This window comes from Actibacterium sp. D185-2, from assembly GCF_054954595.1.
Window position 1 is genome coordinate 183715 of sequence record NZ_JBPWNX010000003.1, and the last position, 22601, is coordinate 206315.

Consider the following 22601-nt stretch of genomic DNA (forward strand, 5'->3'; position numbering starts at 1 on the left):
CAGAAAAAAGTGCCGTTCAGCGTAACGCTGTGCAATCCGGCGGGGTTTTTCCGGGGGATGTCTGATGTGTTCAGCCCCCTGCGCTTTGTCACATGGCTGATCTGGCCCAGTGCGATTCTGGCCGGATTTGCCGCAGCCTTCAACTGGTACGACCTGAGCGACCATATCGACCGGGTTTTCCTGTCGATCGGTTTTTTTCAGAATTTGCTCATAGGAATGCTGACTGCCAACCTTTTCAGCAAAATTATGCTGGGCACGACCATGGCATTCTATCGCGCTGATTCGACGCAGTTCGGAATCCGGCTGCTGTTCGGGGTGATTCCCCGTTTCTTCATTCAGCGTGGCCCGATCCGGGAACTGAGCTTCAAAGCGCAGCGGGCCTGCTACAGCGCGCCGCTGCTGACCAAGCTTTCGATGTTCTCGGGCGGGCTGCTGCTGTGGCTGATGCTCAGCCGCTCGGGGTCGGGTGCGGCCGACATGTTTCTGGCGGTGGCGGTGGGTGGATTCGGCTCTTTTCTGTTCACGCTCAACCCGCTGTGGCCGGCGGACGGGTATCGCTGGCTGGCGGCGTTTCTGAAGCGGCCCACGCTGCGCCAGCAATCCTTGCGGCTGACGGCGATGATCCTGACCGGCAAACGGATTCCGGCGGGGTTGAGCCGGGGCGAGGCCTGGGCGCTGGTCGGATACGCGGTTCTGTCGGCCGGGTTCACGGCCTTTCTGATTTATCTGGTTCTGCGCGGCATCGCTTTCGCACTTGAGGCGCAGCTGCGTGGGACGGGTGTGGTAATTTTCTGCATTATACTGGCTATGGTGACCCTTTTTCTGATAAGTCTGAGATCGAGGAAAAGTAGCAGACCCGTCGTGCGCAAAGCGGTGAAACAGCCCCGCAACGCGGCGCGGGACCCGGGGGGGACGAAGGTCATGGCGGCCCGGATTGCCGAGCCGCGTGTTTATTCCGCGCACCAAGCGGACGATCCAGTGCAGGAAACGGATTTGCCAGGGACCCCGAACAAGATGAGCGAAAAACCCAAGCGTGGTGCCAAGGCCGGTCTGGCGGCAAAGCAGGCGCCCGATGATGCGGCCGCGCCTGCACAGCAGCCGTCCGGCACCGACGAGGCCGCCCTGCGTGAGGTGTTCGGCGACGATCCGGGCTGGGGCCAGCCGCGCTGGTCCGGCGGCGAGGTGGAAGACGACCCCGACGCGTTTTTCGATGGCGCGCGCCCGGCGGGGGGCACCGACCCCGATCTGGACGATTTGTTCGCGGATGACCCCGACGATGTCGCGGATCTGGATGACGACCCGATCATGGACGAGTTGGAACAGATCCTTTCGGCCGCGCTGGAGGAAGAGGAGGACCTCGACCCCAAGGCGCAGGCCGAGGTCATTTCCCCGTCTTTCACCGCCCCCCGCCCGGCGCGGTCGCGCGCGCAACACGCTACCCCGGTGCATCCCGATCTGGAGGATCTGTTCGCGGACGACCCCGAGGACGATGCGGATCTGGATGACGACCCGATCATGGACGAGTTGGAGGCGATCCTTTCGGCCGAGCTGGAAGGTGACTTGCCGGATTTCGATCTGTTAGACGAACCGACCCCCGCCGCACCGGCGGGAAAGCCGACGGAAGACGCGCCCGCCGATGCGTGGGAAGAGGTCGAGGCCAAGGCGCCGGACGCGCCCGCCACCCCGTCCGCATCTGCGCCCGAACCCGAAACGCCGCCGCAGGACACGGCCGCCGCACAGCCCGCCGCGCTGCCGGTTCCGGCGTCACGGCGCGCGCCGGCCCAGCTTCCGCCGCCAAAACCGACCACGCCGGCAGCCCCGAAACGGAAAAGCCCGCCCCCGGCGCGGCCCCGCTCCTCGACCGAAGAGCTGGACCGGGTGCTGAACATCGGCGCCGCCGCCAGACCGCCGCGCAACAAATGGCGCGCGCGGATCATCTGGGCGCTGTTGCTGATCGGGCTGATCTATGTCGCGATGATGCCGTATGCGTTCGAGGTCGGCGGCGAATTCACGATCCAGCCGCTGGAACTGTCGCAGGTGCGGGCGCGCACCGACGGCGAAATCACCGAGGTTTATGTCAGCGAGGGCGACTGGGTCGAAAAGGGCCAGATTCTGGCGGTTCTGTCGAACTGGGACGAAAAACGCGACATCGCCGTGCGCGAGGCCGAGATCGCCAAGCTTCAGGCCGAGCTGGAGACCCTGATTTCCGGCGCCCGCCCCGAAGAGATCGCGGTGGCCGAACAGAGCGTCGAATCCGCCGACCTGCGGATCGCCATCGCCGCGCGCGAACTGGAGCGGCAAAAGCAGTTGTTCGCCAGCGGCACGATCACCAAACAGGCGCTGGATGCGGCCGAAAGCGAACACCAGATCGCGGTCGCCGCACGGCAGGAAGCCCTGGCCGCGCTGGAACTGGTCCGGTCGGGGGCGCGCGAAAGCGAAATCGCCGCAGCGCGCGCCAATATCGCGCGCAACGAGGAAGACCTCGCCTTCAGCCGACTGCAACTGGAACAGACCCATATCCGGGCCGCCAGCGAGGGCCAGATCGTCAGTTCGCTGGATGCGGTGCCCGTCGGCGCCTTCCTGCCCGAGGGCGGGCTGTTCGCCCAGCTGGAAAACAACCGCGTGGTTCTGGCGGAGATCGAGGTGCCGGAAACCGAGATTGACGAGGTTGCGATTGATGCCGAGGTGCTGCTCAAACTCTGGAGCTCCACCAATGACAGCCTGACCGGCACGGTCTACCGGGTCGCGCCCAAGGCCGAAGAACGCGATTTCGGGCGGGTGATCCGGGTGGTGGTCAAAGTGCCGAATGTAGAGGGAAAGTTATCCTCCAACATGACCGGGTTCGCCAAGGTTTCGGCCGAAGAACGCCCGGTATGGGAAGCCTTCTCGCGCGTGATCGTCCGCTTCTTCCAGGTCGAGCTGTGGTCGTGGCTGCCATGAGCGAAGCTCCGCCCTCCGGGGGTTGGATCAGTTTGGGGATTATGCTACGGCTCAAGGGCATGCGGAACCTGAGCAGGCAGCAACGCTGCGGGGGAGACAGGGCCCTTCGGCGAAGAAACTAAAGGTTTGGCATCAGTGCTTGAGTTTAAGGATTTTTATAGGGAATCGCACCCGGTCGCCGGTCGGGGCTTGTCGCGTGAGCATTTCCGAAAAGTTTCCGAAAACGGTTTTGGCGACGGCGACAACGCCTATGCGCATTCGATGGCCTATTACAAAGGCCATGTGTTCGCAGGGACCTCGCGCGCCACGATGGCGCTGCTGGGCGGCGGTGACCGCGGCGGCATGAAAGACGTGCAGCTTGATGTCTGGCCGGTCGAAGTTACCCACCGCGTGTTCACCACCGAATTCGAAACCCGCCAGGCCCGCGCCGAGATCTGGCGCCTGAACCCGGCCACCGGTGTGTGGCGGCGGATGCATCAGGCGCCGATGGTCTATGGTCGCGACGGCACCTGGATGAGCCGCGATCTGGGCTATCGGGCGATGGCGGTGTTTCAGGGCGAATCCGATCCCGAACCGGCGCTGTATGTTTCGACCTGGTCGCGCTCGCGCGGGGACGGGATGCAGATTCTGCGAAGCGTGGACGGCGCTACGTTTGCGCCGGTGGGCCCGCCGGGTCTGGGCGGGCTCGATGCGACAAGCACCCGCTCGCTGGTGCCGTTCAAGGGGCGGCTGTTCACCTCGCCCACCGGCTCGACCGCGGGGCGGCAGAACGCCTCGGGCATCGCCAGCGTCTATGAAAGCCGCGATCCGGCCTCGGGCCAGTGGGTGCAGTCGAATGTGCGCGGCTTCGGCGACAAGACCAATATCGGCGTGTTCGAACTGATCGCGACCGAAGACTATCTTTATGCCGGCACCGCCAATCTGGCCTGCGGCTATCAGCTGTGGCGCACCAAGGCCGAGGGCAACCCGCCCTATGCGTGGGAACAGATCCTGGTCGATGGCGCAGGTCGCGGGCGGCTGAATCAGGGCGTGGTCAGCCTGGCCTCGCTCAATGGCTGCATCTTCGTGGGCTCGGGCATCCAGAAGGGCGGGATCGACCGGGAAAACAAGATCGGCCCCGCCGGGCCAGAGCTGATCCGGGTCAACCCCGACGGCACCAATGACATCATCATGGGCGAACGGCGGCGTGACCGCGAACCGCTCAGCGGGATGCTGCCGGGCTGGAACAACGTGTTTTGCGGCAGTATCTGGAAAATGAATACCCATGACGGGTGGCTTTATGCCGGAACGCAGGACTGGCTGGTTTTCCTGCTGTATCGCAATTTTGATGCGCTCGATTCCCCGGCGGCCCGGTTGTTGCGGGGCATGGATGTTGATGAATTTGTAGAATGCTATGGCGGCTATGACCTGTGGCGTACCCGGGACGGCGAAAACTGGGTGCCGGTCACGCGCTGTGGCTTCGAAAATCCTTACAATCACGGTGTGCGGAATATTCTTTCCACGCCTCATGGTGTATATGTCGGGTCATCCAATCAATTCGGCCCGAGATCGGCTTTCCGCACTGGGCGGGACAGCTGGGAATATCGTCATAACCCTCGAGGAGGTACTGAGATATGGCTGGGTTCTCCCGGATCGTAGCAAGACTTTCCGTTCTGGTCGCGACGATAGCGCTGGGCGGCGCGTCGTCGGCATCGGAAATGAAAACATTTTCATCTGGCGGCCGGCCCGTCGTGGCCTGGGCCATGCCGGTTGGCGAGGTAGACGCCCAGCCGGACGAGATCGACGGCATTTCGGTCGATCCATCGGGCAACACGATCATTTCGGGCGTGTTCCGCAACAAGCTGACGCTGGGCGGCACGCAGATGCGCAGCCGCGGCGCGGGCGATATTTTCATGGCCAGCATCTCGCCCGAGGGCAAGTTTCGCTGGGTGCGCCAGATCGGCGGGCCGGGGGATGACAACACCTTCGATCTGACGACCGACGCGTCGGGCAATATCTATGCCAGCGGCTGGTATTCCCAGCAGGTCGATTTCGGCGGCGTCACGCTGAAAAGCGCGGGCAAGACCGACCAGTTCGTGACCAAGATTTCCCCGTCGGGCAAGACTGTCTGGGCCAAGTCCTTTGGCGGGCGGGGCGGCGACGGCGGCAACGAGATTTCGGTCCTGCCGGGCGGCGACATCGCGGTCAGCGGCATCACCGAGGGGGATTTCACGGTCGACGGCAAGACCTATAAATACGGTGGCGGCAAGCGCGACGCTTTCGTGATCCGGATGGCGGCGGACGGTAAGGTGCTGTGGGTGCGCCATGTCGACGGGCCGGGCACAGAACGCATTCGTGCCATGAGCATGGGCCCCACCGGCGATGTCTATGTCGGGTTTCAGTATCACGGCACGCTGCGCTTCGGGTCGCACAAGCTGGAAAGCAAGGGCGAATGGGATGGCGCCGCGGCGCGGCTGACGCCGGATGGTGAAATCGCCTGGGTGGTGCCGGTCGGCAGCGCGGGCACCGATAACGTGCGCGGAATCGGCGTCGGGTCCGATGGCAGCGTCTATGCCTCGGGCGTGGTCAGCGGCAAGGCGGTGATGATCGACCGCACGATCCCGCAGCTGGGCCGCAAGGGCGACGATTACTTGGCCAGGCTGTCACCTGAGGGCAAGCTGCTGTGGCTGGTCACCATGAGCGGGCCGGGCACCAGCGTCGGGGGCGAGCTTACGACCGATGCGCGCGGGGTTCTGGTGTCCGCGATGCTGGACGGCCCGGTCACGATCCGGCGCAACAAGGACAAGGTGACAGTTGTCGAACCGCCCACCGGCCGCCCGACCAGCTATGTCGCGGCGTTCGACCGCAATGGCGGGTTGCGGTTCATCTATACGCCGTCGCCCGACGGGCCGGGCGGGGGGGCGTTCGGCGACGTTCTGTCGGTTTCGCGCAACGGCAATTATCTGGCCCAGGCGATCCGCTTCCGCCAGAAGCTGAACATCGCGGGCAAGACGATCACGACCCCGTCGAAAAAGGACTCGGCCGTTATCTTTCTGCGGCTCAACGGATCATGAGGACGAAGGCTTGACCGTAATCGAACCGGCTCCGGTCATCATTCTGGCCTCGCGTGGCGCGCAGGGCAGCCTGCTTGCCACGCTTCTGGGCGGGCATCCGCAGCTTTACGGCGCGCCGCACCTGAACGTGCTCGCGTTCGAGCAGGCGTGGCAGCAGCATCTTTATTGCCATGTGCCGCGCGACAGCAACTATCACGGGTTGTTGCGGTTTCTGGGCCAGTGCCTGACGGGCGAGCAGACGGTGCAGTCGGTCCAGACCGCCCGCCGCTGGCTTGGCGTGCGCGCGGCCCGCAGCTCGCGCGAGATATACGCCGAGATGATGGCGCTGGTCGCACCCAGGCGGCTGGTGGATTACAGCCCGCTCTATGCCCAGAATATCGAGGTCATGCGCCGCGTGGCCGACGCGCTGCCGACGGCCAAACTGATCCATCTGGTGCGCAACCCGGTCGCGCAGGCCAAGGCGATCAGCCCCGCGGTCTGGCAGACGATCAACGCCAATCTGGGCTACTGGGCGGAACGCGGGCTGAACCACCCCTGCATGGATGCGTTCGAGATCGGCGATCATCTGGTCGACTGGTCGGTGACGCCGCCGGTCTTCGACCCGCAGTTTTCCTGGTATCGCACCCAAAAGGCGGCGGTGGATCTGTTCGCCGAATTGCCGCCCGAGCGCTGCATCCGTCTGAATGCCGAAGATCTGGTCGCCGATCCCAAGGCCACGCTGGCGGGGCTTCTTGGGGCGCTGGACGTGGCCTGCGATGACGCGATGATCCAGGCGATGCTGTCCTGCGAGGCGCCCGATTATGTGCAGGCCGGCCCGTTCGAGGCGCCCATGGGGGTGGATTTCGACATGATCGGTGCCACGGTTGGCGCGCTTGTCGGCAAGGCGGTTCCGGGCGATCCGATCAACCCGTTGGCGCCGTTGCCCTGGCGCGGGGATAATGACGTTTTTCAGGCCGAGGTTTTGGACCTAGCCCAGGAACTTGGATATTGCGTTGCCTCTTAGGGTGACTTAGCGTGACCGCATTGGAGATGCGTTTTTGACGACTGCAGAGTTGCGGTTTTTTTTCTTCATTTCCGGGATATACCCGACCCCGCCAAGGAGGAGACCTCCCATGACCACCCAAGCCGCCGAAACCATTGCCGAAATGCCGGTCACCCCGCTGAAGGCCGGCGCGATTATCGACGCATCCGCCGTGTCTGATCCCGCCGAGATCGATGTGCAGGCGGTGCTGGATGCCTATCACACCTACGGTGCCGTGCTGATCGAGGGCGCCGATATCACCCGCGAGGGGTTCGTGGCCGTTACCGAACGTTTTCTCGACAGTTTCATGGAATATGTCGGCGGTGCCGATAACGACCGCGGCTCGGCGCTGGGAAAAAGCAGCACGGTGCTGACCGTGACCGGCGGCAATACCGAAAAGCAGGCGATCCCGCTGCATGGCGAGATGTTCTATACCGAACCCCGGCCGCAGACCCTGTTCTTTTGCTGTATGCGCCCGGCGGCGGAAAATGGCGAAACGACGATCTGCGACGGTGTGGCCCTGTGGGACGCGCTGCCCGAGGACGCCAGGAACCTGTTCCTCGACAAGCGTCTGGTCTATCGCCGGATCTATACCGACGATGCCTGGACCAAGGTCTACAAGACCGACGATATCGAGCGTGTCGCCAAGCTGTGCGAAGAAACCGGCGTGACCTTGACCCGCCACCCCGACGGCTCGATCGAGACCGTGCATGTGGCGGATGCGTTCGTCGATCACAAGGCGGGCCGGTCCTTCATCAACAGCATTCTGACCTGGGCCGCGCGCGAATATCTGGCCGGGATCAAGGACAGCCAGCTGCGGTTCGAGGACGGGACCGAGCTGCCGAAGGAAATGCTCTACAAGATCAATGAAATCGCCGAAACGTTGACGGTCAATGTGCCCTGGAAGCCGGGCACACTGGCGATTGTCGACAATACCCGGGTCATGCACGGCCGCCGTGCCTATGAAGACTCGAACAGGGACATTATCATGCGCTTGAGCCTTGAAAGTCTGCCGGAAACGGCCGAGGTAAAGCACTGATAACCCTCTTGGTCGGACGCAAAGCAGGCACTATCCCGGAATGACGGACAAGAAATCCCCACGTAAAATGCCCGACACGGGCAGCAGTGATGACGAGTCGTCGTCGGATGCATCGGCATTCCGCACGATGCAGATGCCCGATCTGACCGAGACCGCCGTGACCTCGTTCGCGTCGGACCGCGATGCGCTGCTGGGCGAGGATATTCCCGACCCCGCCCTGCCGCAGACCGAGGAGGAATATATCTCGCGCGACCCGTTCTCGGCTGACTATGTCGATTTCCGGTTGCACGAGGCCGAAGCAAAGCAGGGCGACATCCACCGGGTGAACGCCAAGCTGCGGGCCGACCTTCTGGCCGCACCGCATCTGATGGAAAAGCCCGCCGAATCCGGCAACCGCGGGGCGGCGGCGGTGTGGCGTTCGTTGCGGGACATCCTGCGCGAGGAAAGCCACGAGATCATCGACAACAGCGGGCTCGAAGAACTGCTGATGCTCAAGCGCGAGCTTGAGGCGCGCAAGGCGGTGGTCGAGGCGGTGAATGCCGGTATTGGCAATCAGCTCAAGCGGCTCGAACAGCGGTTGACCGCCTTCGACGACGCCAAGAAGGCCGCGCCCCCCAAGGACAGTGCCGGCAAGGAGAAGGGATAGACGATGGCCCGGCTCCTGATGATGCTGTCCCCGCCGAGGTCGTTCTCCTCGCTCGTGTCCACGATGATCGGGCAGCACCCCGAGATTTACGGTTTTCCCGAGCTTCATGTCATGGTGCGCGAAACACTGGGCGAGACCATGAAATGGGAACGCAAGCGCGAGAAATTCCTGGGCCCGCCCGGATTGCTGCGCGCCATGGCGGAATTGATGTATGGCGGCCAGACCGCCGAAAACGTGATGACGGCCTGTAACTGGCTGGAAGATCGGGCCGACTGGAAATCGCGCGATGTGATGAATTTCATCATGGACCGCGCGGAAGAGGTGGCCGGCACACCCTATTGCCTGGAAAAGACGCCCACGCTTTCGTTTCTGCCGCTGGCGCTGGAACGGGTGCGCCGCGCCTGGCCGGACGCACTTTATGTGCATGTGACGCGGCATCCGGTGAATCTGAAAAAGTCGATGGATGAATTCATCCTCAACAACCCGCGCCTGTCGGATGACGAAAAGCAGGCCCGGCTGGATAACGCGATGACCGCCTGGCCGGTGACCCAGCGCAACATTCTGGATTTCTGTTCGTCGCTGGCGCCGGGGCAGTATCTGCGGATCCGGGGCGAGGATGTGCTGAGCGATGCGCATTCGGTGATGTCGCAGGTGGCCGAATGGCTGGGTGTGCGCACCGACGAAGAGGCGATCGCGGCCATGCTGCGCCCCGAGGATTCGCCCTATGCGTCGCTCGGGCCGCCGAACGCCGCCTTCGGCAACGACCCGAAATTCATTTCCAGCCCGAAATTCCGCCCCGGCAAGCCGCGCCTGGGCAGTATGCAGGATTATATCGAAACCGGGGCGGGCCGGAATCTGGACGCCAAGCGGCAGGATTACCTTTTGCAACTTGCCAATTCCCTTGGGTATCAGTGATGGGGCAGGGGCCTTTGACTGTCATCGCCATATCGCTTGACCCGCAATTCGGGGCGGTGGCCTGCATGGGGCTGCTGCGCCCGGCAGATATTCCCGTCGGCGTTGTCGTCGCGAATGGCCAGATACGCCTGTTCGCGCAGGCCGACGCCACGCCGAGCATCCTGTGGCAGGACGAAGGGGCAACGGACGCGCCCGCGCCGGATATGGTCGCGGATGGCGCCGGGGGGCTGCTGTGCCTGATCCCCGGTCAGGCCCTGCTGCGGATTTCCCTGCAAGACGGGGGGCCGGTTTGCGATGTGCTGCGGATCGACGGCGCGCTGCCGGTGCGGCTGTTCTTCGCGGCGGGCACGGCGTATGGCCTCTTTGAGGCGGATGCCGGGGCGGCGCTGCGGATCGTCCCGCTGACGGTCGGTGGCGATGCGCTGAAGGTGGGGCCGGGCTTTGACGCGCCGGTATTGGCCGAACCGGCAACCCTGAGCGGTCTGGCGCAGGACGATCAGGGGGGCCTGGTGGCCGTGGCCGACAATCGCCGGGTCGGGTTTCAGCTTTGGCGGCAAGGGCCGGGCGGCGACTGGGCGCAGCTGATCGGCAATGGCGCGACGCGGCATGGGCTGAACGCGGCGATCCTTGATCTGATGCCCTGGGGCGGGTTTGTCGCGCTGGCGGCGGGGCCGGGCCGGGATGTGCGCCGGCGGCTGCTGAACATGCCGATCGCGGGCGAGCTGCTGCTGCTGCGTGCCGATGGAACCTATCACATGATCTGTGGCGAGACCCGGACAAGCGAGTCGGGCCTGAAAACACCGCTTGCGGGGGCCGGTAACCCCGCCGCGCGCGATGTGGGCAGCTTCACCCGGATGGTGCCGGATGGCGACGGGCTCCTGACCGCGCTGCAACGCGACGGCGGCACGGCCCGGATTTACCGGGTCGGGCCAGATTTCCACATCACGGCTGTCGCCGATCTGAACGGCGTGGTGTGCGGGCTTTGGCCGGGCCGCGAAACCGGCGATCCGGCCATTGTGGCGGTGTGCCCGCCGGGAGCGTAAGTCCTAGGTCTTGCGACCTTCGAGGAACGGCACCTCAAACACTTTTTCATGCATCACCGGGCCGTGGCCGAAATAGTCGCCCTCGCCAAAGCATTCGCCATGGTCCGACGCGATGATGAAATGCGTGTTGACCGGCGCCTTGTCGAGCAGCGCGCCCAGCACCCCGTCGACATATTCGACGCAGCGCACCTGCTGCTCGTGCAGCGCCACCATATCCTCGGACGAAAAGAATTCAGGCTCTTCGTCGGGCACATCGCCGGTGCGGGCGATCGCTTCGTCCATGCCCTTGACGACACCGTGCACGCCCGAAATCCGCGGCAGGGCTTCGTCCTTGAGCATATAGGGATAGTGGGTCTCGCCCAGATTGCAGAAGTAATAGCTGGGCTGGCTGGTGGTGAATTCGATATCCTCGACGATGCCCTTGAAGTCGTTATGGTCGGGCATCAGCTTGTAATCGTCGAAATAGCGGTTCAGCCCGGTCATCGGGTTGAGCACCGGCATCGACACCCGCCCGGTGGTCCAGTAGCCCAGCTTTTGCAGCACCTTGGCCAGGCTCAGTTCCGGTACGAAATTCTTGAACGACAGGTCCGGTGTGTCCAGACGGTCAACCCACTTGGCATATTCCTGCTTGTAGACCTCCGACGCCAGGATCTTGGTCGGGCTGGCATGTGCGACCTGCCCCATGAAGATGCTGTGGTGCGACGGCGCGGTCCAGGAGGCGTAGCTGTAGCGCTGAACGCCTTCGGCGATCCGATCCATGTTGGGGGTACGGGCGCGCTGATAGCTGTCGAAACGGCAGCTATCCATGATGATGTAGACAAGATTGGTTGACATGAGGCGAAGAGCCGTTCGTTTAATGAAAATTCAGCGCCGGCGGCGCATGGGTGCAAATGCAACGCCGCCGGCGGTCAAAGTCAGGTGCGATCCGCGCGATATTCGCGCACGGCTTCGATGATGGTTTTGCGCGTATGCGCCTTCCACAGCTTGGCCTTGTCTTCGGGCGTTTTCGCTTCGGCCTCGGCCGATGCGGTGGGCGGGCTGACCTTGGCCTTTGCGCAGGCCTGCTTGTAGTTGGCCAGCGCTTTGTCCGTCTCGCCCGCCTTCAGCGCGATGTCGCCGCGCAGCTTGGCGGCCACCGGCACGAAAATGCGCCGATCCCCCAGCCCGTCAACCATGGCACCCGCCGCGTCCAGATCGCCGTTTTCGGTCAATGCGACGATATAGCGGATCTTGTCGGTTGGCTTGGCGGATTCGCCTTCGGCCAGACGCTTGTAATGCTCGACGGCCACATCCGGGCGTCCGGCGCTGACCGCATAGCGCGATAGGCGATAGACACGGCGCCGGTCGTTGGGTTCGTTTTCCACGTCGCTTTCAAGGAAGGCCAGCGCTTCGTCGGACCGACCTTCGGATTTCATCAGCCGGACATAGGCTTTCAGCACGCGCTTGTTGTCGGGGTTGTTGGCGACTAGGGTCTTCAACTCTTCCACCGCCAGATCCTTGCGGCCCTGACGCACATTGATGCGCGCGATCAGCTCATGCGCCCGCTCAAGCGACGGATCGATGTCGAGAACCTTCTCGCACAGCATCAGTGCTTCTTCGTAGTTCTCGTCCATCATCTTGACGGCGGCGGCGCCCAGGTGCGCCCGCGCCGAACCGGGGTCGAGGGTGATCGCCTCGGAAAATGCAACGGCAGCTTCGGAATGCTGCTGTTTGCGCAGATGAACGAACCCCAGGGCGAGCAGCGGCTCGACCTCCAGCGGGGCCAGCGCCTTGGCTTTTTCGGCGGCTCTGATCGCGTCGTCATAGCGCTGTTGCTTGGCCAATAGCCGGGCGAGCGTGACAAAGGCCAGATGCGATTTCGGCTCTTCGCGCAGAAATTCGATTGTCGCACGTTCAGCCGCGGCCGGGCCCGATTCCTTTTCAATGGTTCGGATATTGGAGAGGCGTGCTCTGGTTCCAGAGGTTGCGTCATCCGTTTTCGTAATTGCTGCCAATAGTATCTCCATTAATATGGTTGGAGGATGGGGGCAATTGCTTCGGACGGCCAACCATCCGTTGCGCCCCTGCAATTTCTTTTCACGGCGACATGTCATCCCGTTCTTACCGTCGGGTCAAGGGCTTTCGGGTGAAAGCGGTGCCGGGGCAGGCAGAAAAACCACATTCGCCTAAGCGATCAGCCAAGTTCCAGTGTGGCCACGCCGTAAAATGGCGCGGGCGCGGGGCGGGGCGGCGGCCCCAGATACATGCGCGCCGTCTCAAAGACAGGTATAAACCCAATACCTTCAACCAGTTGTGCCATTTTGCCCGCAGCTTGCGGAATGTCGATGAAGATCGTGTCATAGGGGCCGGTGGCGGCAAGTCCTTCCAGTAATGTCAGCGCCGTGGCGCGGGTCGGGGCCGCGAACGGGCCGATCTTGGCGCCGTCGCGGCAGGCCCGGATTGTGCCATGGGCCAGCGGTGCGCCTGGCGGCCCGATCAATAGGGTCCTGCGGGTGGCGGCGGGGGTGAACCAGGCGGTCAGGAAGGCCGCGCGCGCGACTCCGGTCCAGGCCGCGTCCAGGGCCAGAAGGGCGGGCAGGTCGCGGGCGGCGGCGGGGCGGATTTCAGGCGCGGTGCGGGCCGGCAGTCGGCCCTGATAGCGGATCGTGCGGCCGGTGCCGGCAAAGCCCGAGCGCGCATAGTTTTCCTGCTGCGCGGGCACGCCGTCCAGCCCCACGGTGCGCCCGCCCGCATGGGCCAGCCCGGCGCGCCAGACATCCATGCCATGGCCCTGGCCGCGGAAATCGGGGTGGCAGATGTATAGGCCCAGAAAAGCGAAATCCGGCGCATGATTGACGACTGCGATTGCTGCGGCGGGCCGCCCGTCCACCCGTTTCAATAGGAAACCGTCCGGGTCGGCCGCCAGAAACGCGGCCGCATCGTCCAGCCCGGGGTTCCAGCCTTCGGCGGCGGCCCAGTCGAGGACCAGTTCCAGATCCCGCAGGGTCATGGGCTCAATCATCGCCAAGCAGGGCCTCCCGCAGCGACCGGGGGGCGGCCTTGCGCGCGCGCAGATCAAGCGCCGAGTGCAGATCGACAAGATGGCTGCGCATCAGGTCTTCGGCGCGGGGGCCGTCATTTTCCCGCAGCGCGCGCAGCAGGGCGTGATGCGCGGTGCTTTCGCACAGCGCGCTTTCGCGCCGCCAGTACAGCGCGATGATCAGCGAAGAGCGCGCGATCAGCGTCTCGATGAAGCGGGCGATCGTGTCCTGATCGGCAATGCGCGAGATTTCGATGTGAAACAGCCCCGACAGGCGCAGCGCCCGGCCCGCGTCGCCCGCCGCCAGCGCGGCGTGCTCATCGCGGATATGGCGTTCCAGCATGGCCACGTCATCGGGGTTGGCGCGTTCGGCGGCGGATCGGGCGGTGCGGGGTTCCAGCAGGGCGCGGGCCTCGAACACCTCGCGCGCTTCGCGCAGGTCGGGCCTGGCGACGAAGGCGCCGCGATGGCGTTCGATCTGGACCAGTTGTTCATGTGCCAGCGCCTGAAGCGCGGCCCGGACCACGGTGCGCGAGACGCCGTAAATCTCACCGATCTCGTCCTCGCCCAGCTTGGTGCCGGGGGCCAGCCGGTGTTCATGGATCGCCAGCGACAGCCCGTCTGACACGGTGGTGCTTGCCGCAGTACGGGCAAGGGACTTGGCACTGTCACGCTCGGGTTTGTTCACGTTGGTGTTCTCCGTTCCGAACAGGTGCCAGAGCGCCGATCCGGCGACAAGTTCGATTCGGTTCGAATTCCATCTTCCGAATGATTGTATACAACTTTGTGCGCGATTTTGTGCAGCGCGGGCAGGTTGTGCTGATTTTTCGGGCAGGTCTGGGTGCGTGATGCCCCGGGTCCGACCCCGCGATTGCCAGACGCGCGCCATCTGCGCCCATGTTGCAGCAGCAAAATGGGGTGCGCATGGGCCAGTCCGCCGTCGATCTTGAACTCGTTTTCCTGACCAAGCGCTACGGCACGACCGTGGCGGTTGATCGGATCAACCACCATTTCCGGCCGGGCACCTATGCCTGTCTGCTGGGGCCGTCGGGGTGCGGCAAATCCTCTACCTTGCGGATGATCGCGGGGCACGAGGCGGTCAGCGACGGCTCGATCGTGCTGGGCGGGCGTGACATTTCCCATCTGCCGCCGGCCAAGCGCGGCACCGCGATGATGTTTCAGAACTATGCGCTGTTTTCGCATCTCAGCGTTGCCGACAATGTGGCGTTCAGCCTGAAGATGAAGGGGATCGGGGCCGCCGAGCGGCGCACCCGCGCCGGCGAGATGCTGGAACTGGTGGATATGGCCGCCTATGGCGACCGGCTGCCCGATCAACTGTCGGGCGGTCAGCAGCAGCGTGTGGCGCTGGCCCGCGCGCTGATCACCCGGCCGCAGGTTCTGCTGTTGGATGAACCGCTGTCGGCGCTGGATCCGTTCCTGCGGATTCGGATGCGCAGCGAGTTGAAAAAGCTGCAGCGCGAGCTTGGGATCAGCTTTCTGCATGTCACCCATGGCCAGGACGAGGCGCTGGCACTGGCCGACGAGATCGTGGTGATGAACAACGCGGTGATCGAACAGGCCGGCCCCGCGCGCGAGGTCTATAACGCGCCGAAGACCGAATTCGTGGCGCGGTTCATGGGGGGCCACAATGTGGTCACCCTGCCCGAGGGGGCCTTCGCGATCCGCGCCGATGCGGTGCAGGTCACCCTGCCGGGCGCGGGCGCGGTCGATGCGGATGTGATGAGCATCGAATATCAGGGCACCCATGTCAGCCTGACCGCCCGGATGCCGGGGGATCAGGACATCGTCGCCCTGATGCCCGACGCCGCGTTTTTCGAAACCCCCAGACAGCCGGGCGACCGGATCGGTCTGCGTTGGGACACAGGGCAGCTTCATCGTCTGAGCGCCTGATCGAGCAACCAAGTTCAACAAGGAGAGATCAATGACAAAGACAACAGGGACACTAAGCCGCCGCAGCCTGCTGAAAGGGGCCGCAACCGCGGTGGGCGCCAGCACGCTGGGCGCGCCGATGATCTGGGCGCAGAACATCAAGGATGTGACGCTGCGCCAGTTCGGCACCGGGGTGTCCAACCTCAACGAGGTGGCAAACAAGGTAAAGGAAGACCTGGGCTTCACGCTGGAAATGACCGCGCTCGATTCCGACAGCGTGACCCAGCGCGCCGCGACCCAGCCCAAAAGCTTCGACATCGCCGATATCGAATACTGGATCTGCAAGAAGGTCTGGCCGACCGGCAACCTGCAGGCGATGGATACCAGCAAGATCAAGAATTACGACAAGATCGTGGGCACCTTCCGGTCGGGCAAGCTGACCCCCGACAGCGTGATCGCCCAAGGCACCGCGCCGCATACCGTGGGCTTCACCTCGGGTCCGGACGGCACCGATTTCGTGCAGGAGGAAAGCGGCTGGATGACGCTGATCCCGACGATCTACAACGCCGACACGCTGGGCATCCGCCCCGATCTGATCGGCCGCCCGATTGAATCCTGGACCGAACTGCTGAACCCCGAATTCAAGGGCAAGGCCAGCATCCTCGACATCTCCTCGATCGGGATCATGGACGCCGCGATGGTCTGCGAAGCGATGGGCGAGATCGCCTATGGCGACAAGGGCAACATGACCCGCGAAGAGATCGACAAGACCATGGCGATCTTCACCGAGGCCAAGAAGGCCGGCCAGTTTCGCGCCTTCTGGAAAAGCTTCGACGAAAGCGTGAACCTGATGGCATCGGGCGAGGTGGTGATCCAGTCGATGTGGTCGCCCGCGATCACGGCGGTGAAATCCAAGGGCATCCCGTGTGTCTATCAGCCGCTGAAGGAAGGCTATCGCAGCTGGGGCGGCGGCATCGGCCTGTCGAAGAACCTGACCGGGCTCGAGCTGGAAGCGGCCTATGAATACATCAACTGGTATCTCGACGGCTGGGTCGGCGGCTTCCTGATGCGTCAGGGCTATTATTCGGCCGTGCCTGAAACCTCCAAGAACTACATGACCGCCGACGAGTGGGGCTTCTGGTTCGAGGGCAAGCCGGCCGAGGGCGAAATCACCAACCCGTTCGGCCAGGTGATGGAAAAGGCCGGCGCGGTGCGCGACGGCGGCTCGTTCTATGACCGGATGGGCGCCGTGGCCTGCTGGAACTCGGTGATGGACGAGAACCAGTATATGGTCCGCAAATGGAACGAGTTCATCGCGGCCTGATCTCACAACCGGGGGCGCCCGCATGGCGCCCCCGATCCCCCCCCAGGATGATCCCATGCAAAGATTTCTGTCGCGTCCGGCCGTTTCGGGATGGCTCATGGCCTCTCCGCTCACGCTGGTTCTGGGCCTGTTTCTGATCCTGCCGATCGTGATGATCGTGATCGTCAGCTTCTGGCAGGCGACGGAGTTTTCCATCGTCCCGGCATTTGATTTCGAGAATTACGAGTTCCTCTTCGGCTCGCATGTCACCTACAAGGTGTTCCTGAATACGTTCAAATACGCGGCCATAACCTGGGTCTGCACCCTGCTGATCGGGTTTACCGTGGCGTATTTTCTGGCGTTCCACGTTCGCACACAGACCTGGCAGATCGCGCTGTTCCTGCTGTGCACGATCCCGTTCTGGACCTCGAACATCATCCGCATGATTTCGTGGATCCCGTTTCTGGGGCGCAACGGCATCGCCAATTCGGCGCTGATCTCGGCCGGGGTGATCGACGCGCCGCTGGACTGGCTGCTTTATTCCGATTTCGCGGTGATCCTGGCCTTCGTGCATCTTTACACGCTGTTCATGGTGGTGCCGATCTTCAACACGATGATGCGCATCGACAAATCCCTGATCGAGGCCGCGCGCGACGCGGGCGCCACCGGCGCGCAGATCCTGTGGAACGTCATCATCCCGCTGTCCAAGCCGGGCATCATGATCGGCACCATCTTCGTCGTGACGTTGGTGATGGGCGATTTCATCACCGTGCGTTTCATGTCGGGCAGCCAGTCGGCCAATGTCGGGCGGCTGATTTCCAATGACATCGCGCTGCTGCAATACCCCTCGGCGGCGGCCACGGCGGTGGTGCTGCTGCTGACCGTGCTGATCATGATCGGCATATTGCTGCGCTTCGTCGATATCCGAAAGGAGCTTTGAGATGGAAAAGCGCCCCCGCAGCTTTTACGTGCTTGCCGCCTTTTTCGCGCTGTTTTTGCTGTTTCTCTACGGCCCCACCCTGACCATCGCCATATTGTCGTTTCAGGGGCCGCAGGGCGGGCTGACCTTTCCGATGAACGGCACCTCCCTGCACTGGTTCTTTGACCTGTTCGAGCAGCAGGCCGTGGGCGATATCTGGGGCTCGTTCGCGCGCAGCCTGGTGCTGGGGCTGATGGTGATGGTGACCACGGTAGTGGTGTCGGTGATGGGCGGGCTGGCGTTTCGCAAACGCTTTCCGGGGTCGAACGTGGTGTTCTATCTGATCATCACCGCGCTGGTGATCCCGTCGATCCTGATCTCGCTTGGTGTCGGGCTGATCTTTTCGCAGCTCGGGCTGAATGTGCACTGGTCCACCTCGGGCTTCGGCGCGCAGCTGACCTGGACGCTGCCCTTTGGCCTGTTGATCATGTTCGCGGTCTTCAACCGGTTCGACAAAAGCTATGAGGAAGCCGCCCGCGATCAGGGCGCGACAGCCTGGCAGACCCTGCGCCATGTGGTGCTGCCGATCATTGCGCCATCGCTGATCGGGGTGGCGCTGTTCGGGTTTACCCTGTCTTACGACGAATTCGCCCGCACCCTGCTGACGGCGGGCAGCTATAACACCCTTCCGCTGGAAATTTACGGCATGACCACCAATGTGACCTCGCCGGTGCTGTATGCGCTTGGCACTTTGACCACGGTGTTTTCGCTGCTGATCATCGGGGTGTTTCTGCTGACCGCGCTGATCGCCACGAAGCGTCGGGCGCGGGCCGGGTCGGACGCGGGCAAGGGCATGGTCTGACCCGCATGACCATCGTCATCATCAACCCCAACAGCACCGCGGCGATGACCGGGGCGATGCTGGCCGCCGCCCGTGCGGCGGTGCCGCGCGCCCGGTTCGAGGGATGGACATCGCAGGCCGGGCCACCCGCCATTCAGGGCCCCGAAGACGGCGCGCGCGCCGTGCCGCCGCTGCTGGACCTGGTTGACCAGGCTTCGGCGCAGGGGGCCACGGCGATCATCATCGGGTGCTTTGACGATATCGGTCTGGATCAGGCCCGCGCCCGCGCCGCCTGTCCGGTGATCGGGGTCGGGCAGGCGGCCTGCCATTTGGCGGCTCTTGCCAGCCCGCGGTTTTCGGTCGTGACCACGCTGGAGATATCGGTGCCGATTCTGGAACGCAATCTGCGCAGCTATGGCTGCGGTGGCAGTCTGGTGCGGGTGCGCGCCAGCGGGGTGCCCGTGTTGGCGCTGGAACAGGCCCCGGACGCGGCCTGCGACACCGTACTGGCCGAGATGCGCCGCGCCGTGGCCGAGGACGATATCGGCGCGGTCATTCTGGGCTGTGCGGGTATGGTCGGCCTTCTGGCGCAGGCCCGGGCGCAACTGCCGGTGCGGGTGATCGACGGGGTCGCGGCGGCGGCGGCCCTGGCCCAGGCGCTGAGCGCGACAGGCGGCAGCGCTCAGGCGAAGGGATCGGCCGGATAGCCCACCCGTGCCAGATAGAGCCCCTGCGGCGGGCAGACCGGGCCACAGGCGGCGCGGTCGCGGGCCGCCAGCGCGTGGGCCACATCCTCGGGCGCCCAGGCGCCGGCGCCGACCCGTTCCAGCGTGCCGACGAAGCTGCGGACCTGGTTGTGCAGGAAACTGCGGGCGCGGACGTGGAACCGGAACTCGCGCCCATGCGGGATGTCGAACGCCTCGATCCGCAATTCGTCCAGCGTCTTGACGGGGGATGCCGCCTGACACAGCGCGGCGCGGAAGGTGGTGAAATCATGCCGGCCCAGCAGATGCCGCGCGGCCTGCTGCATCGGTTCCAGCGCCAGCGGATGCTGCACCTGCCAGACCTTGCCGCGCTCATGCGTGACCGGCGCGCGCCGTGAAATCAGGCGAAACAGGTATTGCCGTTCCAGCGCGGAAAAGCGGGCGTGAAACTCATCGCTGACCCGTGCGGCGGTCAGGATCGCCACCGGCTGTGGTTTCAGGTGATAGTTCAGCGCCTCTGACAGGCGAAAGGCGTCCCAGTCCTTGACCATGTCGCAATGGGCCACCTGACCCAGCGCATGTACCCCCGCATCCGTCCGCCCGGCGGCGGCGATGGTATGCGGCCCCGGCTCCAGCTTTGCCAGGGCGGCCTCGACCGCACCCTGCACCGTGGGCAGGTCGGCCTGGCGCTGCCACCCGGCGAAGGGCGCGCCGTCATATTCGATTTTCAGCGCATAGCGGGGCATGGCCCCCGGTTAGCGTGCAAAGCGCGGCTTGGCAATCGCATCGCCGCTGGCGAAATCGCGCGGGTATGCCTATCTTGGGGTGAACAACGAACGAGGCGGCAGTGGGCTTAGGCAATATCGCAGACGGCGTCGCGCGCAGGGTCGAGGGGGTGGGCCATGCCGTGACCGGCGCCCTGTTCGAGCCGGTGATCCGCGTCGGCGTGACCGGGCTGTCGCGCGCGGGCAAGACGGTGTTCATCACCTCGCTGGTGGCCAATCTGATGGACCGGGGCCGGATGCCGCAGCTTGCGGCGGCGGCCAGCGGCGCGATCCGCACCGCCTATCTGCAACCGCAGCCCGACGACACCGTGCCGCGGTTCGATTATGAAACCCATCTGGCGGCGCTGACCGGCGATGCGCCGCACTGGCCCGACAGCACCCGCGCGGTGTCGGAACTGCGGCTGTCGCTGAAGGTGCAGCCGGGCGGGTTGCTGGGGGCGGTGTCGGGGCCGCGCACGGTGCATCTGGATATCGTCGATTACCCCGGCGAATGGCTGCTGGATCTGGGGCTGCTGGACAAGGACTATGCCACCTGGTCGGCCGAGACGCTGGAGCGTGCCGCTGCGCGCCCGGCGGCGGCCACCTTCCGCGCGGCGCTAAGCTGCACGACAGGCGGCGAAAAGCTGCAGGAACCCGTGGCCAAGGCGCTGGCCGCCGATTTCACCGCCTATCTGCTTGCCGCGCGCGAGGCCGGGTTTTCCGACTGCACGCCGGGACGCTTCCTGCTGCCCGGCGAATTGGCGGGCTCGCCCGTGCTGACCTTCGCGCCGCTGCCCAAACCCGACCACGCCGCGCGCGGCTCGCTCTGGCGCGAGATGGAGCGCCGGTACGAGGCCTATAAGCGCGAGGTGGTCAAACCCTTCTTTCGCAGCCATTTCGCCCGGATCGACCGGCAGGTCGTGTTGGTGGACGCGCTGGGCGCGATCCATGCGGGCCCGCAGGCGGTCGAGGTTCTGCGCCGCGCCATGGCCGATATTCTGGGCGCGTTCCGGCCCGGCCGCAATGCCTGGCTGTCACAGCTCGTGCTGGGCCGGCGGGTGGAAAAGATCCTGTTCGCCGCCACCAAGGCCGACCATCTGCACCATAGCCAGCACCCGCGCCTGACCGCGATCATGGGGGCGCTGGTGCGCGACGCCAAGGACCGCGCCGATTTCGCCGGTGCCCGCACGGCGGCCATGTCGATCGCCGCGCTGCGCGCCACGGTCGAGGAAACGCTGGAACATGACGGCAAGATGCTGGATTGCGTGCGCGGGACCCTGCTGGACAGCGGCAAGCAGGCGGCGTTCTATCCCGGCATGCTGCCCGAGGATCCGGCGCGCATCCTGTCGCCCGCCCGCGCGGGGCAGGACAAATGGCTGGACGCCGATTATCGGATCATGCGCTTCGCGCCCGCGAAGCTGACCTTGAAACCGGGCGAGGGGCCGCCGCATATCCGGCTCGACAAGGCGATGGAATTTCTGATCGGAGACCGCTTGCGATGACCCAGGGCCCCGTGCTGATCGATCTGGAAGGCGCGGACCGCCGCGCCGAGACCCCGGCCACCGCCCCGCCGGTGCCCGAACCCGCACCGGATGTGCCCACCGGCCGCGCGATGCAGACCATGGCGGTTCTGGCCGCGCGCCCGGCGTCGCGGCTGGGCCGGTTTTTCTGGAGCGCGCTGCTGGCGCTGGTCGGTTTCATCGCCTCGGTCACGGCCTGGGATTTCGTGACCGGGCTGCTGACCCGCAATACGGTGCTGGGCACGGTGGCGCTGGGCCTGATCGTGGCGGTCGGGCTGGCGCTGTTGCTGGTGGCGCTGCGCGAACTGGCGGGCTTTGCCCGGCTGCAGCGTCTGGACGGGGTGCATAAGGCGGCGCTGGCGGCGATCGCAACCGAGGATCTGGCCGCCGCGCAGAAGGTGACCGCGCGGCTGGAGGCGCTTTACGACGGGCGTGACGATCTGGCCTGGGGTCGTCAGCGGCTGGACGAGCGCAAGGGCGATCTGTTCGATGCTGACGGGCTGCTGGCCCTGGCCGAGGCCGAGCTGCTGGCGCCGCTGGACATCGCCGCCACGCGCGAGGTCGAGGCCGCCGCGCGGCAGGTGGCGCTGGTGACGGCGCTGGTGCCGCTGGCGCTGGCCGATCTGTTCGCGGCGCTGACCGCGAATATACGGATGATCCGGCGCATCGCCGAGATTTACGGCGGCCGCGCGGGCACGCTGGGCAGTTGGCGGCTGTTGCGGGCGGTGATGACCCATCTGGTGGCCACCGGGGCGGTGGCGATGGGCGACGACATGCTGGGCAGCGTTGCGGGCGGTGGGGTTCTGTCCAAAATCTCGCGCCGGTTCGGCGAGGGCGTGGTGAACGGCGCGCTGACCGCCCGCGTTGGCGTTGCCGCGATCGAGGTGTGCCGCCCGCTGCCCTTCGTGCAGGCAAGGCGCCCTTCGGTCACGGCGCTGGTGAAGCGGGCGCTGACCGGGCTGTTCGGCAGCGACGGCTGATCCG

Annotated in this window: 20 protein-coding genes; 15 read left to right on the forward strand and 5 right to left on the reverse strand. The window is 64.8% G+C overall.

What is annotated here, in order from left to right:
* Positions 1 to 66: 66 nt before the first annotated feature.
* The 8 genes from ACSR1C_RS07530 to ACSR1C_RS07565 all read left to right on the forward strand — a co-directional run bounded on the left by ACSR1C_RS07530 (position 67) and on the right by ACSR1C_RS07565 (position 10657).
* Complete coding sequence (locus ACSR1C_RS07530) at positions 67 to 2940, forward strand: HlyD family secretion protein (RefSeq protein WP_460258785.1); 2874 nt, start codon at positions 67 to 69, stop codon at positions 2938 to 2940.
* A gap of 261 nt (positions 2941 to 3201) precedes the next feature.
* On the forward strand, positions 3202 to 4578 hold the full coding sequence (locus ACSR1C_RS07535; protein ID WP_460258784.1) for a hypothetical protein: 1377 nt from the start codon (positions 3202 to 3204) through the stop codon (positions 4576 to 4578).
* Entirely contained in the window at positions 4554 to 5993 is a 1440-nt protein-coding gene (locus tag ACSR1C_RS07540) for an SBBP repeat-containing protein (protein ID WP_460258783.1), read from the forward strand. The genes ACSR1C_RS07535 and ACSR1C_RS07540 overlap by 25 nt, the downstream gene beginning before the upstream one ends.
* Positions 5994 to 6003: 10 nt before the next feature.
* Positions 6004 to 6996 carry a sulfotransferase family protein gene (locus tag ACSR1C_RS07545; RefSeq protein WP_460258782.1) on the forward strand — a complete coding sequence of 331 codons (993 nt, stop codon included), beginning with the start codon at positions 6004 to 6006 and terminating at the stop codon, positions 6994 to 6996.
* A gap of 109 nt (positions 6997 to 7105) precedes the next feature.
* On the forward strand, positions 7106 to 8053 hold the full coding sequence (locus ACSR1C_RS07550; protein ID WP_460258781.1) for a TauD/TfdA family dioxygenase: 948 nt from the start codon (positions 7106 to 7108) through the stop codon (positions 8051 to 8053).
* Positions 8054 to 8093: 40 nt separating this feature from the next.
* Complete coding sequence (locus ACSR1C_RS07555; protein WP_460258780.1) at positions 8094 to 8699, forward strand: hypothetical protein; 606 nt, start codon at positions 8094 to 8096, stop codon at positions 8697 to 8699.
* A 3-nt stretch (positions 8700 to 8702) separates the two neighbouring features.
* Positions 8703 to 9614, forward strand: coding sequence for a sulfotransferase family protein (locus ACSR1C_RS07560; protein ID WP_460258779.1), 912 nt, complete (start codon positions 8703 to 8705; stop codon positions 9612 to 9614).
* Between the two features lie 14 nt (positions 9615 to 9628).
* The gene (locus ACSR1C_RS07565) at positions 9629 to 10657 is read left to right on the forward strand and encodes a hypothetical protein (protein WP_460258778.1); all 1029 of its coding nucleotides are present in this window, start codon (positions 9629 to 9631) and stop codon (positions 10655 to 10657) included.
* Positions 10658 to 10660: 3 nt separating this feature from the next.
* Here ACSR1C_RS07565 and ACSR1C_RS07570 read toward each other — a convergent pair whose 3' ends face one another.
* The 4 genes from ACSR1C_RS07570 to ACSR1C_RS07585 form a co-directional block, all read right to left on the reverse strand.
* Positions 10661 to 11491, reverse strand: a complete 831-nt coding sequence (locus ACSR1C_RS07570) for a sulfatase-like hydrolase/transferase (RefSeq protein WP_460258777.1) — start codon at positions 11489 to 11491, stop codon at positions 10661 to 10663.
* Between the two features lie 80 nt (positions 11492 to 11571).
* Entirely contained in the window at positions 11572 to 12651 is a 1080-nt protein-coding gene (locus ACSR1C_RS07575) for a tetratricopeptide repeat protein (protein WP_460258776.1), read from the reverse strand.
* 179 nt (positions 12652 to 12830) lie between these two features.
* Complete coding sequence (locus ACSR1C_RS07580; protein ID WP_462596920.1) at positions 12831 to 13658, reverse strand: GNAT family N-acetyltransferase; 828 nt, start codon at positions 13656 to 13658, stop codon at positions 12831 to 12833.
* The gene (locus tag ACSR1C_RS07585; RefSeq protein ID WP_460258774.1) at positions 13651 to 14364 is read right to left on the reverse strand and encodes a GntR family transcriptional regulator; all 714 of its coding nucleotides are present in this window, start codon (positions 14362 to 14364) and stop codon (positions 13651 to 13653) included. The genes ACSR1C_RS07580 and ACSR1C_RS07585 overlap by 8 nt, the downstream gene beginning before the upstream one ends.
* Positions 14365 to 14600: 236 nt before the next feature.
* Here ACSR1C_RS07585 and ACSR1C_RS07590 point away from each other — a divergent pair, with 236 nt between their 5' ends.
* Genes ACSR1C_RS07590 through ACSR1C_RS07610 form a run of 5 tightly spaced genes read left to right on the forward strand, consistent with a single transcriptional unit; the run spans position 14601 to position 19336 of the window.
* The gene (locus ACSR1C_RS07590; RefSeq protein ID WP_460258773.1) at positions 14601 to 15587 is read left to right on the forward strand and encodes an ABC transporter ATP-binding protein; all 987 of its coding nucleotides are present in this window, start codon (positions 14601 to 14603) and stop codon (positions 15585 to 15587) included.
* 31 nt (positions 15588 to 15618) lie between these two features.
* Positions 15619 to 16890 (forward strand): ABC transporter substrate-binding protein, encoded by a 1272-nt coding sequence (locus ACSR1C_RS07595; RefSeq protein WP_460258772.1) that lies wholly within the window; start codon positions 15619 to 15621, stop codon positions 16888 to 16890.
* A 55-nt stretch (positions 16891 to 16945) separates the two neighbouring features.
* A complete protein-coding gene (locus ACSR1C_RS07600; RefSeq protein WP_460258771.1) occupies positions 16946 to 17809 on the forward strand; it encodes an ABC transporter permease in 864 nt (287 codons plus the stop codon).
* 1 nt (position 17810) lies between these two features.
* The gene (locus ACSR1C_RS07605) at positions 17811 to 18650 is read left to right on the forward strand and encodes an ABC transporter permease (RefSeq protein WP_460258770.1); all 840 of its coding nucleotides are present in this window, start codon (positions 17811 to 17813) and stop codon (positions 18648 to 18650) included.
* A 5-nt stretch (positions 18651 to 18655) separates the two neighbouring features.
* Positions 18656 to 19336 carry an aspartate/glutamate racemase family protein gene (locus ACSR1C_RS07610; RefSeq protein ID WP_460258769.1) on the forward strand — a complete coding sequence of 227 codons (681 nt, stop codon included), beginning with the start codon at positions 18656 to 18658 and terminating at the stop codon, positions 19334 to 19336.
* Here the strand turns inward: ACSR1C_RS07610 and truA are convergent.
* Positions 19312 to 20079: a tRNA pseudouridine(38-40) synthase TruA gene (truA, locus tag ACSR1C_RS07615; protein ID WP_460258768.1), complete on the reverse strand. Its 768-nt coding sequence runs from the start codon at positions 20077 to 20079 to the stop codon at positions 19312 to 19314. The genes ACSR1C_RS07610 and truA overlap by 25 nt on opposite strands.
* Positions 20080 to 20180: 101 nt before the next feature.
* Between truA and ACSR1C_RS07620 the strand changes: the two genes are divergently transcribed.
* Positions 20181 to 21599, forward strand: coding sequence for a YcjX family GTP-binding protein (locus tag ACSR1C_RS07620; protein WP_460258767.1), 1419 nt, complete (start codon positions 20181 to 20183; stop codon positions 21597 to 21599).
* On the forward strand, positions 21596 to 22597 hold the full coding sequence (locus tag ACSR1C_RS07625) for a YcjF family protein (RefSeq protein ID WP_460258766.1): 1002 nt from the start codon (positions 21596 to 21598) through the stop codon (positions 22595 to 22597). Before ACSR1C_RS07620 ends, ACSR1C_RS07625 begins: the two co-directional genes overlap by 4 nt.
* Positions 22598 to 22601 lie beyond the last annotated feature (4 nt).